Below are 14,271 nucleotides of genomic sequence, written 5' to 3' on the forward strand. Positions count from 1 at the left end.
CATGCTTAGCGCAACTTAAGGGTGGCTAAACCCACCAACACAAAGATGATCGACAATATCCAAAACCGCACTATTACCCGCGGCTCTGGCCAACCTTTTAATTCGTAATGATGGTGAATGGGTGCCATGCGGAAAATACGCTGACCACGCAACTTATATGAACCCACCTGCAGGATTACCGACAACGTCTCCATTACAAATACGCCGCCCATAATAAACAACACGATTTCCTGACGTACTAAAATGGCAATAACGCCCAATACCGCGCCCAGTGCTAATGAACCCACATCACCCATAAACACTTGTGCCGGGTAGGTATTAAACCAAAGAAAGCCTAAACCGGCGCCAACCAATGCCGCACACACCACCACCAGCTCACTGGCGTAAGGCAAATAGGGGATATTTAAGTAACCGGCAAAGTTAACGTTGCCGCTAACATAAGCGATAATGGCAAACGCGGCCGCGACCATAATAGTGGGTACTATTGCCAGCCCATCCAAGCCATCGGTTAGGTTAACCGCGTTGCTGGTGCCAACAATGACAAAATAACTCAGTGCCAAAAATAACAAACCAAGCTGCGGCATCACATCTTTGATAAACGGCAGCAACAGCGCAGTTTCGGCTGGACGCTCTGCGGTGAAATATAAAAACGCCGCGGTAGCGATAGCAAAAAGAGATTGCCAGAAATATTTCCAACGCGCGATTAAGCCTTTAGGGTCTTTGCGGATCACTTTGCGATAATCATCAACAAAGCCAATCCAGCCAAAACTGACCAGCACAAACAGTACCACCCAAACATATTTATTGTCTAAGTTGGCCCAAAGCAAGGTACTTATAAGCACAGCACCTAAAATTAACAAGCCGCCCATCGTCGGCGTGCCTTTTTTAGAGAAATGGCTTTCCGGCCCATCGCCACGTACTACCTGACCAATTTGCATGCGTTGCAAAGCCGCAATCAATTTTGGCCCCAGATACAGGCTTAACAGTAATGACGTTAAAATACCCAAAATGGCGCGAAACGTCAGATAACTGAATACATTAAAAAAACTAAAGTATTGCGTTAAATACTCGGCTAACCAAACTAGCATGGGCTGCTCTCCTGCTGACATCTTTCTAGCAAGTCTTGCACGACTAACTCCATTTTCGCACTACGCGAGCCTTTCACTAGCAGGGTGACTGCGGGTTGTTCTGCAATTATTGGCGTTAAACGCTGTAAAAGCGCCTGACGCGAGCTGAAATGTGCGCCTTGTCCATTGAACAAGTCACTCGCGCTCTGTGATAACACGCCAAGGGTGAACAACAGATTAATCCCCGACTTTTTTGCATATAAACCAATTTCTTCGTGGTACAAACGCGAATCCGCACCCAGTTCTGCCATGTCGCCTAAAATCAACACCCGAAAGCCACTAAATGATGCTAACAAGTCAATGGCAGCTTTAACCGACTCAACATTGGCGTTATAGGTGTCATCGATCAGCCGCAATTGTGGCGTAACCAGCTTAACGTTAGTACGGCCTTTTACCGCAAGCATGTTAAGCAGCCCATTGGCAACATCATGCAGTGTCGCACCCACGGCAATACAGGCAGCGGCTGCGGCTAAGGCATTGGCTACATTGTGTTTTCCCGGAATGGTTAATTGCACGGCCTGTTTACCTGTTGGGCAAACAAGCTCAAAACCGGCGCAACCCTGGGAGTCGAGCACTATATTTTCTGCGTAGTAATCGGTCGTAATACTTGGCGAAAACTGAATTACGTGCAGCCCCTCGAGCCGGCGTAACCAGTAGTTACGATATTCACTGTCGGCAGGGATAATTGCCACACCAGCGCTACTTAAACCGTTAAATATTTCACCTTTGGCGCGGGCTACGCCGTATACATCGCCAAAACCCTCTAAATGTGACGGTGCCACGTTGGTAATAATGGCGACATCCGGCTTGGCCAGTGATGTAGTGTAAGCTATTTCGCCCTGATGGTTGGCACCAAGTTCAAGTACGGCGTAGTTATCCTGCTCAGTTAACCGCAGCATCGTTAAAGGCACGCCAATATCGTTATTAAAGTTACCCTGAGTGGCTAATACCTGGCCGCGCTGACTTAAAATTGCTGCCATCATTTCTTTTACGGTGGTTTTACCGGCACTGCCGGTAACCGCTATGGTTTTTGGCGCTAACCTGGCTTTTAGCGCTGCCGCCAGCTGCCCCAGTGCCAAACGGGTGTCGGGCACAATAATCTGTGTAATATCATCAGCAACCGGTTGCTCCAGTACTACAGCAACCGCTCCCTTGGCTTTAACGTCAGTCACAAAGGCTGCCCCGTCAAAGTTCGGGCCTTTTAACGCGATAAACAAGGCACCGTTGCTAATAACACGACTGTCAGTACTCACCGACGTGATCGTTTGGTCAGGCCCGTGTAGGGTGCCCGACAGGAAACTATTAATTTGCTGACAGCTTAAATTAATCATATCGACATCTCCGCCACCAGTTGTCGCATATAGCCGCGCTCGTCGTATTGCCGCTGCTCTGCACCAACAATTTGTATCGTTTCATGGCCTTTACCCGCCACCAACACAATATCGCCATCTTGCGCACTCACCAGCGCCAGCTTGATTGCCGTCTTGCGGTCTGGCTCAATACTATAATTGCCATCCGGACTCATCCCTGCCGCAATATCATCACAAATGGCGATGACATCTTCAGAACGGGGGTTATCGGCTGTGATAATAATATGGTCGGCGTACAGCTCGGCCAACTGGCCCATTAACGGCCGTTTACCTTTATCGCGGTCGCCACCGCAGCCAAATACACACCACAGATGACCATCGCAGTGCGCGCGCAGTGCTTGCAGTGCTTGCTGCAACGCATCAGGGGTATGCGCATAATCAACCACCGCAACCACGTGGTGTGGAAACACAAACTGCTCCATACGACCCGGTACAGCAGTTAACCCAGTGGCAGCTTTGATTAGCTCAGGCAATGGATAACCCAACTGATGTAAAGCCGCGATGGCTGCCAGCACATTTTGAATATTAAACTCACCGAACAACGGCAGCCGCAGACTAAAATCCCCCTGCTCGCTACTTAAACGAAAACGACAACCATCTGGCAAGGCGATAACATCTGAGTAAGCTAAAAAGCGTTCGAATCCAACACAAGCGGCTGCCGTGCCATACACGCGTAATGGGCTGATGCAACCTTGTGCCAGGCTGCGACCAAACTCATCTGACACATTAACAACCGCACTGTTGCTTTTGTTTTTTTCAAATAACAACGCCTTTGCCGCGCCGTAGGCTGCCATGCTGCCATGATAATCCAGATGGTCGCGGGTCAAATTGGTGAACACTGCCACATCAAACTGCAGCCCATCAACACGCTGTTGTACCAACGCATGTGACGATACTTCCATCGCCACCAGCTGCACCTGCTGCTTAACAAAGCCAGCTAAAATACGTTGTAGCTCGACGAAATGCGGCGTCGTATTGGGTAACTCGGTAAGTTTCTGGTAGTAGCCATAACCCAAGGTGCCAATTACGGCTGCATCAATGCTAAGCAGCTCGGCTAATTGATTGATAAAAAACGCAATGCTCGACTTACCATTAGTGCCGGTAATGCCGATAGACTTTAACTTCGTTGCTGGTTGGCCATAAAAATCAGCCACCAATTTTGGCAACTGTTGTGTTAGCTGCGGCAACACCAACACCCGGCTGTCATGGTAATTGCCCTGATCGGTTAGTACTAACGCCGCGCCTTGCTCTATCGCTTGCGCAATAAACTGGCCGCCGTGTTGCTGTACACCGGCAATCGCCAAAAATACATCACCGGTACCCACCTTACGGCTGTCCAGTTGCAATTGCTCGACAACGAGATCCGCTGCGTTAATGCCATGACGGCCTAACCAATGTTTGACATTAACCGGCATTACTACCCCCTACCAATGCAGTAATTCTTGGCTGAGTGCTATCATCAGGCGGCAAGTTTAGTAGCTGTAGGCTGGCGCCCATAATATTGGCAAACACCGGTGCGGCAATTTCACCGCCGTGATAAAAATCACCTGCTGGCTCGTTAATCACCACAACACAGGCCAGCCGTGGATTTGACACCGGGCCTACGCCAGCGAAAGATGCCACATAGTCGTCACCATAACCCCCGGCAATCGCCTTGCGCGCAGTGCCCGTTTTGCCACCAACCCGATAACCTTTAACCCGGGCCCGGGTTGCGGTACCACCAGGCAGAATATTGGCTTCCATCATTTCCAACATTGCAGCCGCATGCTCAGGAGCCAGCACTTGCTCACCTGGATAAGCCTCGGTAGTTTTTAAAATACTCAGCGGCCGGTTAACACCACCATTAGCGATAGTGGCGTATACCTTGGCTAACTGCGCAGCCGTAACAGACAAGCCATAGCCAAAAGATAACGTTGCACGCTCAAAATCTGACCAGCGCCGACGATGGCTTAACATGCCGCTGCTTTCACCATTTAGCCCCATACCCGTATCAATGCCCAAGCCCATATTGCCGTACAGGCTTATGACATGTTCTACCGGAATATCCAGCACCAGCTTACTCACGCCAATATTGCTGGATTTTTGAATAATACCGGTCAGACTAAGGTCGTTATAATTATTGGCATCACGCACCCAACTACCGCCAATGCGCATATAACCGGGCGAGGTATTAACGGTTGCAGATAAAGTGGCCGAACCAAACTCCAACGCACTAAGCACCGCTAACGGCTTCATAGTAGAACCTGGCTCGAAGGTATCGGTAATAGCCCGGTTGCGAAACAAATATGCCGGCGCGTTCGACCGGTTGTTCGGGTTAAATGATGGGCTGTTAACCATCGCCAAAACTTCGCCCGTTAGTACATCGACCACAATAGCGGAACCGGACGTCGCACCGTGCGATAACACCGCTTTTTTCAGTTCACGATAAGTTACCGATTGAATGCGCTGATCAATACTTAACTGCAAATTGCCCGGAGCCTGTGCCTGGGCGCGCTCTAGCACTTCAATTTCGCGGCCCTTGGCGTCTTTACGAAAGACCTTATGCCCCGCAGTTCCGGTTAGCAGGTCGTTAAAACGTTTTTCAATGCCTTCCACCCCAACATCGTCGACATTGGTGAAACCCAGCAACTGAGCAGTCACCTCTGCCGCCGGATAATAGCGGCGTGATTCCTGACGGAAGTATATTCCTGGCACCTTCAGTTTTTTTACGTACTCCACTACCGCCGGGTTTACCTGGCGCTGCAGGTAAACAAAACGCCGTTGCGTGTTGTCACCGACTTTTCCCAGCAATTGCGCCGGTGTCATCTGTAAAATGTCGGCCAGGGCATGCCAGCGCCGTTCGTCAGAGGCGGCATGGCGTTCTATAACGACTTTAGGATCGGCCCAGATAGCCTCTACCGGCACACTAACGGCCAACTCTTCGCCATTACGATCGACAATCATACCGCGCAACACCGTGTCGGCTTCAACACGCAGGCTGCGCATATCGCCCTGGCTTACCAGCATGTCGGGCTCAATCACTTGCAACCAGGCCGCACGTACTACCAAGGCAGTAAATACTGCTGTCAGGCTAAGTAACACAAACGCAAAACGCCAGCTTAACACTGACGGCAAACTTCTGGCTCGCGCTTGCGGTGCTTTGTTCTGGCGGCTCATGGCAGTGCCACCGCAACATCCTGCTCAGCAGCAGGGCGGACCATATTGAGCCGGTTACGGGCAATGTCTTCTACCCTGCTGTGCTCAGCTAACGCCCGCTGCTCCAGCAACAGGTTACGCCATTCAATATCCAGGTGATCACGCTGCTGATACAACAGATCTTGCGCTATGGTCAGCTGACGATTTAAATGAGCAAAGTGCACCACCACTAGCGCTGAAGAGATACACGCCAACAGCAGTAGCACCTGCCACTTTTGCGCGCGCCAATCCTGGCTGATAAGGCGATGCAAGCTGATACTACTCATGGCACTGCTTCTGTGCGATGCGCAGTACAGCGCTTCTGGCTCGCGGGTTGGCAGCCAACTCTTGCTCTGACGGCATAATGGCTTTGCCCACCAACTTAAGCTCGGTGCGCTGGTTCATTTGCGCTGCGGTCAGCGGAATACCGCGTGGTACCGGCTCACCTTTTGAATAGCGACGCATAAACTGTTTTACCAGTCGGTCTTCTAAAGAGTGAAAACTGATCACCACTAAACGGCCACCAGGTTTTAACACCTGCATGGCAGCATGCAGCGCCTGATTAACCTGTTCCAGCTCGCTGTTAATGTAAATACGGATGGCTTGAAAACTGCGTGTCGCCGGATGTTTTTTCTCTTTGTTGCTTTTAGGCACACTGTCGCTAATAAGCTTGGCCAATGCAGAAGTACGCGTAATAGCCTGCTCTGCACGGGCAGCAACGATAGCCTGGGCAATACGCCAGGCAAACTTTTCCTCACCGTACTCCCGCAAGACAAAGCTGATATCTTCCACGTCGGCATGCGCTAGCCAGTCTGCCGCACTGATGCCACTGCTGGGGTCCATACGCATATCTAACGGACCGTCACGCATAAAACTGAAGCCGCGGTCGGCATCGTCTAACTGTGGTGAAGATACGCCGAGGTCGAGTAAAATGCCGTCCAGCGCACCGGCAATATGCAGCTGCTCTGCTATGCTTGCCAGCGCCGCGAATGGGCTGTGCGTGATATGAAAGCGCGGGTCGGCCTGCAAGGCAGCAGCGGCGGCTATCGCGCTAGGGTCACGATCGATAGCAAATAAACGGCCTTTGGCACCCAGCAGCGCTAAAATCGCCCGGCTGTGGCCGCCACGGCCAAAAGTACCATCCAGGTAACAACCGTCAGGTGTTAAAGCTAGTCCGTCTAATGCTTCTTGCAGCAAGACAGATATATGGGCCGGTGCGTTCATTTACAGTGCAAAGTCCTGTAATCGGTCTGACAATTCAACATCGCCAGCCTGAGCCTGTTCCAGCGCAATATCTGCCGCTAAACGCTCATGCCAGGCGGTTTCATCCCAGATTTCAAATTTATTTAATTGGCCTACCAGACGGATACCCTTACTCAGGCCTGCGTGCTGACGCAGCGATGCCGGCAGTAAAATACGGCCGCTTTTATCCATATCACAATCGGTGGCGTTACCCAGCAACACGCGCTGCAAGCGGCGCTCTTGCGGATTTAAGCTAGACAGACGTTTTAGTTTTTCTTCTATTTCTTCCCATTCCGCCAGCGGATAGAGCAACAGACAGGGGTCATGCAAATCAATTGTACAAATCAAATGGCCCTGACAATCAGACAGCAGAAATTCGCGGTAGCGCGCGGGTAGCGCTAACCGTCCTTTCTCGTCCAACGTCAACGTAAATGAGCCACGAAACATAAGCTTCCTGTGCAACTTATTTTTAAGCTTTATTTAGTAGGTAAACCAAAATGATCCACTTTCACCCACAAATCCCCACAACGATACAGTTTAGGGTGCAGCTTTAACCATTGTCAAGGTAAAAACGGGGCGATTGATCGATTGTGATCTCAGTAAAAATAAGCTCTGCAGCAAAGGTTATGATTTTGGTGGGAAAAAGTGGAGACAGATCAAAAACGCTGCGAAACACTACTGCTTTTATGTACAGCACTTAACATAATGGCGCTTTTTTCAGCACTGGCTTGCCAACAAGGAATAAATTATTCAATACTGAGTACAAGTATTAATAACAAATTCTTGCTGACTTCAGCAGCTGATGCAGGACAACGACTTATGGTGTGTTTACTTAAAATCCGCGGCATGCTGCAACAGATGTCGGTGATTGAACGCAAATTGGCTGATTTTATTCTGGATAATGCGCATTTGTTAAGGGATTACTCCTCACAACAATTGGCCGATGCCGTTGGTACCAGTCAGTCGAGCGTAGTGAAATTTTGCCAGAAACTAGGGTATAAAGGCTACCCAGACCTAAAGCTTGCCGTAAATGAAGCCGTAATTACCGCCTCTACCTTAAACAGGGAAAACAGTGAGCAAAGTCAGGCACAGAATGATTTAGTCGGGCTGGTTGAACAATTTCAGTTTAGTTTACATAGCCATTTACGCGGTATTTTGGAGATTAACCCGGAGAAAACGCTATTAGATGTGGTAGACGGCTTGGCCCAAGCCGATAAAGTGCTTATCGCTGGCTTTGGTAAATCGGGCATTGTGGCGCACGACATGCAATTTCGCTTACTACAGCTAGGCAAATTGGCCATAATGCACAGCGATCCTGCTATGGCGCTGCAGCTGGCCAGTACATTAAATAGCGGCAGCATAATGTTGCTGGTATCGGAGTCTGGCCAAAATACTGACCTGTTGAAACTGGCGCGCTATGCTAAACAACGCCAGATCCGCCTTATTAGCCTAACCAGCTACAAAACCAATGCACTGAGCATGGCCGCCGATATCGCATTGTTTGCCTTGAGCGGCGATGAAAACGTGCGCATAAACCCAATCCTGGTGCAGCTTGCACAACAACACCTGTGTCATATTTTGTATTTGTTATTGTGTCAGCAGCAAAATAACGACCACCAGTTGGAAGCCATCAGCAAACTGCTAAATGTGTTGGAACAGCCCTAAGCGTAAGCCTTGCAGCAGAAGCCAAGCGACAAGGGCTGCAACGTTACCGTGCTATGGCAGCAACTCCAGGCCATCAATTTCAGTTATACCTAAACCCGGGGCATCCTCAATAGTGATATCGGCATCATTAAACCGTACACTACTTTTAACCGGGTCATAAAGACATAACGAGGGACCATCCAGGTCAATTTTAGTGATAACGTCCGACTTGGCTACCGCGACATGCACCGCCGCTGCCACACTGATACTGCCCTCCAGCATGCAACCTATCATGCACTGCATGTCGTAAAATGAGCAGATATCGGCAATTTTTATCGCATTAGCAATACCACCGGTTTTCATCAACTTAATATTAATAATGTCGGCGGCACGCATCTTAATCAGATCAATTACCTCGCGTGGGCCAAAACTGCTTTCATCTGCCATTACCGGAGTATGCACGCGCTCGGTAATGTATTTTAGCCCCTCCAGGTCATAGGCCTTTACCGGTTGTTCAACCAACTCTAGTCTGACGCCGGCATCTTCCAGTTTATGTAGCGCATATACCGCTTCTTTTGCCGTCCAGCCCTGGTTGGCATCCAGCCGGATCAATGCCTTGCCCTCCACCGCCGCATAAATCGCTTTAACCCGCTCAATATCTACGCCAATATCTTTGCCGACTTTAACTTTCAACGTTTCAAAGCCTCGCTCAACCGCATGTAGCGAGTCAGCCACCATCTTGTCGATATAGTCGACACTAATGGTAATATCGGTGGTTATTTTTGGCACACCGCCACCAAGAATTTTATACAGCGGCGCCTGATACAACTGGGCGAATAAGTCATAGACGGCCATTTCTACCGCCGCTTTTGCGCTGTAATTTTTCATAATACAGCCTTGGATCAGGCGAATAATGTGGTTTAAATCGGCTATGTCCTGCCCCAATACTTTCGGTTTTATAACCGTACGTATCGCCTCGATAATAGAACCATGAATATCACCAGTGATCACTGCCGTTGCTGGCGCCGCACCATAACCGGTGTGGCCGCTGTCTGTTTCAACCATCACCACAATATCTTCAATGGTATTAACGGTGCGCAAGGCCGTTTTAAAAGGCGTTTTCAGCGGCACTCGCAACATACCCAGCCTGATGTCAGTTATTTTCATAGTCGCCTCTGTTAACGCAGTGATTTTATAGCATAGAGCACATCGAGATACGATTGCCCGGCATTGGCGTTTAATGGCAGCAATGGTGTTACTACCACGCCATTTAATTTGCCCTGGTAGACTTTGCCATCCGCGGTCGGGTAAACCAGCGTATTGACATCGTGGATCATAAAAGGTTGGTTTTCTACGCTGCCTAAGTACAGCGCCACATGGCCGGGGAAATAGAATAAATCACCGACTTGGGCCTGCTGTATTGCGGCCAACTTATCTTGTGCACTGCTTTGGACATCAAAACGGATGTTAGTGCCATAAGCCCCATTGCCTTGTTGCCCTGAGTTACGCGGCATCAAAAAGCCAAAGCTGCGGAATATCTCCGAGATAAAGCCGGTGCAATCGCGCCCATTATAATCGTGGCCCCAGCCATAGCGCTCGCCAAGAAACTTAAACGCTTGTTGTACAATATTGCTACTGGTAAAGGCTAAATAACCTTGATGTACATCTGCACTATAGGGGATCAGGGCCGGCATAAATGCCAGAGTGCCATCTGCGCTGCGCACCGGCAGTCGCACGACATGGCTGGCTGCGGTATTTTGGCCATGCACGCTAAAGCCTACTTCCGCCGGATTAAGCAAAGGTAAACGGCTACCCATTTCCAGTTGCAATTCTGACAGCGCCGGTTGCTCTGGCGTAAAAGCGGTATATACCTTAGCACCGCTAACCACGATGAAAGGCTGTGCGGTTATATAAGCCAGAACCTGCTGTTTTTTTCCAATAGCGATATCTGCCGCTTTCACCCAGCCGGTATAGTTAACGCTGTGCACCAGCAGCCAGTTTTTATCTGCGCTGTGGTGCAGCACTGCCACCGCATCGGCTGCAAACAGCGCTGTTTCCGCAAAACGGTCTAAATCCTTATTCCCCTGCGCATTAAACACCCTATCGTCGGTCGGGAAAGCCCGTAATGCCGTGCGCTTAACAACCAAGCCATACTGCAACGGGGTTTCGGCGGCTAACTGCTCCAGCGCCATTAAACCTTGATACCTCTGCCAATCCGCCGCCGTTAATTCAGTTCCGTCGGCATAGAACCGGCTGCTACCGGGAATACCGCTTACTGCCAACACAATTTTTTCTAACTCGGCACGGCTATAGTGTGCTGCTAAACTCTGCAGCGGCTGCATTTCAGCCTGCAACGCGAACGTTTGCAGGTTGCGCTGGGTAATTTGTGCTGCGCTAAGCAGAAGCCGATCACCATCTACCAATTTCGTCTGCCAAAACCGGGCATTCAACTGTTCTTTTTGCAGCAACGGTACATCAGAACTAAACTCTGCTGCAGGCAGCGCTGCCTGTAACAACAGACAGCAAACGCACCACAGCCCGGCAACTAATCTCATGCAACTTCCTCATTTGCGTGCTGTTTGTCAAGCACCAGCACCGCGTTAATGATGTCCAACATAGCGCCTAGGAATGAAATATTCCAATATTTTACGAAATTCAGCATAAATTATTTTCCAAAGGAAAGAAATGTTGCTATGTTAATTTTGTGCAGAAAATAAACATCTGTCACCAGAGATAAAAATGGGCGTCCAGAACCCAACTAACGGATAGCGATAATAAGACACTACTGCAAATCCAGGAGAGAGTGATGAAGTTGACTAAGCTTATTCAGGCCCTTGCCCTAGCAGGCCTAAGCACCCAAGTTGTAGCGCAGGATAACCTGGCACCGGCCGATACGGCTGACACCGACGCCAAAGTAGAGCGCATCCGGGTTACCGGCTCCAGTATTAAACGTACCGCATTGGAAGGTGCTTTACCTATCACCGTATTTAGCCGTGCAGACATTGACGCTGCAGGCATTACCTCAGCAGAGCAGTTATTATTGCAGATGAATATCGCCGGTAACTCTTCAGACAACCTCGCCAGCAACGGCGGTATCGTGTCGGAAGAACAACGCGGTAATAATGGCGTATCCGGTGCTAACTTGCGTGGTCAGGGTGCCGATGCCACGCTGGTACTACTCAATGGTCGCCGCGTAGCCACGCACGGTTTAAAAGGCCGGGCAGTTGACTTAAATTCTATTCCGTTTGCCGCCTTAGAGCGGGTTGAAGTATTGCGTGATGGTGCTTCTGCCGTGTATGGCACCGATGCCATCGGCGGTGTAATTAATTTTATTACCAAAAAGGATTACACCGGTGCAGAAGCGTCAGCCTTTGTTGATCATACCGAAGCCGGCGGCGGCAATATTTACCGTACTAACGTATTGTTTGGCACCGGCGATATTAATAAAGATGGCTGGAATGTATTTGGAACCTTGTCATACAAGAAAAATGAAGTACTGGCTGGCAACGATCGAGACTTTTCCAACACCTTTCAACCTGAGCGCGGCTTATCACCCGATACTCGGGGTACGCCGTTTGCTACCGTATTTAACCGGGGCTCTACTCAGCCAAATTTAATTGGCACCGGCCTGATTGATCCACTCGATGGCCAATCCGTTATCGCCATCAATCTATTGGATTTACCTGGCGCAGCAGGTTGCGCTTCAGGTGGCGATTTAATGGGTCCCTACGACCAAAAACTATGGAGTTCAGAGTCATCACGCTATGCCTGTGCTTATGATTACCCCGCGGCTGCCCGTATACAACAACCGCAGGAAAGCCTCGATTTTATCGGTCGCGCGACCTTTAAACTGGCTGAAGAGCACATGGCTACAGTAGAGTTTGTTGCCTCGCAAGTTGATGTCAGCAAAGCATTTGAACCAAACCAGATATCGCCGGGTTCAACCTTTGGCCCGGACACATGGTACCCCAGCACCGGAGCATCGTACGATGCTATCTATAATGGGCTAGCTGACTATTTTGGCGCCGATCAGTTAAATTATGGCGAACGTATTGCCTACCGTTGGCGCTGTATTGCCTGCGGGCCACGTGAAATAGACACCACTACTAATGCCTATCGTTTTCTGGCGGCGTTTGAAGGTGTTGTAGCGGGCTGGGATTACAACGTTGGCGTATCGCGCGCTTCCAGTGAATCGGAATCCACGTTAGGTACCGGGTACCACTTTACGGCTGAGTTACAGCAAGTATTGGGCAGCGGCTTGATAAACCCATTCCTGTTGCCTGGTCAAAGCCAAACAGCAGAAGGGATGGCGGCGTTAGACAGTGCCTCTGCTTATGGTGTGAAGCTTTATGATGGCGAGTCTATCATGACGCAGATTGATGCCACATTTTCTGGTGAACTACCACTTGAGCTGGCTGGTGGCAACATCATGATGGCCGCCGGGGTAGATTTACGCCGGGAAGAATTTAAATTTAACGGCGATGAGCGCGCAGACTTGCGGCCGGTATTTAATGCCCCCTTTGACAATGCCAATGTGCTGGACAAAGTAAGCCGTGATATTAAAGCGGTATTTGCTGAGCTTTACGTCCCCGTGCTGGACAATTTAGATATTACATTGGCCGGTCGCTACGACAAATATGATGGTTTTGGCAGCACCACAAATCCGAAAATAGCCTTTAACTATCGCCCGTTCGACGAGTTAATGTTCCGCGGTGCTTTTAGTACCGGCTTTAAAGTGCCCTCGTTTAACCAGCTGTTCAATGGCGAAACAGCGTCGCAATACACCGGCTTAGACCTAGCGGACCCCGCGTCCTGCCCCGGTGGTGTAGCGGATGAAACCGTGCCCGGTTGTGAACGTATTCAGCCAGTTGAACTGTTTGGTGGTAAAGCGGACCTGGCGCCGGAAGAATCAGAACAAAAGAGTTTTGGCTTTGTTGTGGTGCCGGTCGATTATTTCAATATCAGTGTCGACTGGTGGGAAATTGAGCGCACCGATACCATTCGCTCTGCACCGCGCGATGTACTGATTGAAAATTACGACTTGTTTATCGCCAACTGGATACGCAATGGCCAAGGCGATATCGTCGCTATAGACCGGCGCTATATTAATTCTGGCGGTACGTTAACTCAGGGCATTGAAATTGATGCTAACTTAACCGGCGAATTGGCAGGCGGTGCCTGGAAAATTAACTTAAATGGCAGTTATATCGACACCTTTAAAAGCAAAGGTATCGACAGCCTGCCCTACAGCGAAAATCTGGTGGGCGAGTATGTGCGTTACTACAACCTGCCCATTAAATGGAAGCACACGCTCAACTTCAGCTATGTGCAAGGCGACTGGAGCCACAGTCTGACCCAGCTATATCGTGACGGTTACAAAGATGAGCTACCAGTAAGTGTGCGTAACGGCAGCTTTGTACCGGCGCAGTGGGACCCGAACGTTGATGCGTATATGACTTACAACTACAGTGTCACTTACGGCGGTATTGACGATCTTAAAGTGACTTTTGGTATCAAAAACCTGTTTGACGAAGATCCGCCATTTACGGCGCACCAAAACGATTTTGCTGCCGGTGCAGCCTGGGAGCCGCGTATAGCAGACCCGCGTGGCCGGGCCTATACCTTGTTGCTGGAATATAAGTTTATGTAACCCACTGCAGCGCCGTGCTGCAGAGCACGGTGCTGAGTCAATGTCATGGATGACAGCTATGTCA

At 49.8% G+C, this 14,271-nt stretch carries 11 protein-coding genes; 2 read left to right on the forward strand and 9 right to left on the reverse strand.

Annotated elements, in window-relative coordinates:
• Window positions 1-5 precede the first annotated feature (5 nt).
• The 7 genes from mraY to mraZ are packed head-to-tail and all read right to left on the reverse strand — an operon-like array spanning window position 6 to window position 7,360.
• On the reverse strand, window positions 6-1,088 hold the full coding sequence (gene mraY, locus I4W93_RS07125) for a phospho-N-acetylmuramoyl-pentapeptide-transferase (protein WP_205309541.1): 1,083 nt from the start codon (window positions 1,086-1,088) through the stop codon (window positions 6-8).
• Complete coding sequence (locus tag I4W93_RS07130) at window positions 1,082-2,458, reverse strand: UDP-N-acetylmuramoyl-tripeptide--D-alanyl-D-alanine ligase (protein WP_205309542.1); 1,377 nt, start codon at window positions 2,456-2,458, stop codon at window positions 1,082-1,084. Before I4W93_RS07130 ends, mraY begins: the two co-directional genes overlap by 7 nt.
• Window positions 2,455-3,912 carry a UDP-N-acetylmuramoyl-L-alanyl-D-glutamate--2,6-diaminopimelate ligase gene (locus tag I4W93_RS07135; RefSeq protein WP_205309543.1) on the reverse strand — a complete coding sequence of 486 codons (1,458 nt, stop codon included), beginning with the start codon at window positions 3,910-3,912 and terminating at the stop codon, window positions 2,455-2,457. Before I4W93_RS07135 ends, I4W93_RS07130 begins: the two co-directional genes overlap by 4 nt.
• Window positions 3,902-5,653: a penicillin-binding transpeptidase domain-containing protein gene (locus I4W93_RS07140; protein ID WP_205309544.1), complete on the reverse strand. Its 1,752-nt coding sequence runs from the start codon at window positions 5,651-5,653 to the stop codon at window positions 3,902-3,904. Before I4W93_RS07140 ends, I4W93_RS07135 begins: the two co-directional genes overlap by 11 nt.
• Window positions 5,650-5,958, reverse strand: a complete 309-nt coding sequence (ftsL, locus tag I4W93_RS07145) for a cell division protein FtsL (protein ID WP_205309545.1) — start codon at window positions 5,956-5,958, stop codon at window positions 5,650-5,652. Before ftsL ends, I4W93_RS07140 begins: the two co-directional genes overlap by 4 nt.
• Window positions 5,951-6,895, reverse strand: a complete 945-nt coding sequence (gene rsmH, locus I4W93_RS07150; RefSeq protein WP_205309546.1) for a 16S rRNA (cytosine(1402)-N(4))-methyltransferase RsmH — start codon at window positions 6,893-6,895, stop codon at window positions 5,951-5,953. Before rsmH ends, ftsL begins: the two co-directional genes overlap by 8 nt.
• Complete coding sequence (mraZ, locus tag I4W93_RS07155) at window positions 6,896-7,360, reverse strand: division/cell wall cluster transcriptional repressor MraZ (RefSeq protein ID WP_205309547.1); 465 nt, start codon at window positions 7,358-7,360, stop codon at window positions 6,896-6,898.
• Between the two features lie 372 nt (window positions 7,361-7,732).
• Here mraZ and I4W93_RS07160 point away from each other — a divergent pair, with 372 nt between their 5' ends.
• Window positions 7,733-8,578, forward strand: coding sequence for a MurR/RpiR family transcriptional regulator (locus I4W93_RS07160; RefSeq protein ID WP_205309548.1), 846 nt, complete (start codon window positions 7,733-7,735; stop codon window positions 8,576-8,578).
• 51 nt (window positions 8,579-8,629) lie between these two features.
• Here the strand turns inward: I4W93_RS07160 and I4W93_RS07165 are convergent, their stop codons facing one another.
• The gene (locus I4W93_RS07165) at window positions 8,630-9,724 is read right to left on the reverse strand and encodes a dipeptide epimerase (RefSeq protein WP_205309549.1); all 1,095 of its coding nucleotides are present in this window, start codon (window positions 9,722-9,724) and stop codon (window positions 8,630-8,632) included.
• Window positions 9,725-9,735: 11 nt separating this feature from the next.
• Complete coding sequence (locus I4W93_RS07170) at window positions 9,736-11,112, reverse strand: NlpC/P60 family protein (RefSeq protein WP_205309550.1); 1,377 nt, start codon at window positions 11,110-11,112, stop codon at window positions 9,736-9,738.
• 251 nt (window positions 11,113-11,363) lie between these two features.
• On the opposite strand from I4W93_RS07170, the gene I4W93_RS07175 reads away from it, so the two are divergent.
• Window positions 11,364-14,207, forward strand: coding sequence for a TonB-dependent receptor (locus tag I4W93_RS07175; protein WP_205309551.1), 2,844 nt, complete (start codon window positions 11,364-11,366; stop codon window positions 14,205-14,207).
• Window positions 14,208-14,271: the final 64 nt, after the last annotated feature.

This window comes from Rheinheimera maricola (assembly GCF_016918075.2).
Classification (GTDB): domain Bacteria; phylum Pseudomonadota; class Gammaproteobacteria; order Enterobacterales; family Alteromonadaceae; genus Alishewanella; species Alishewanella maricola_A.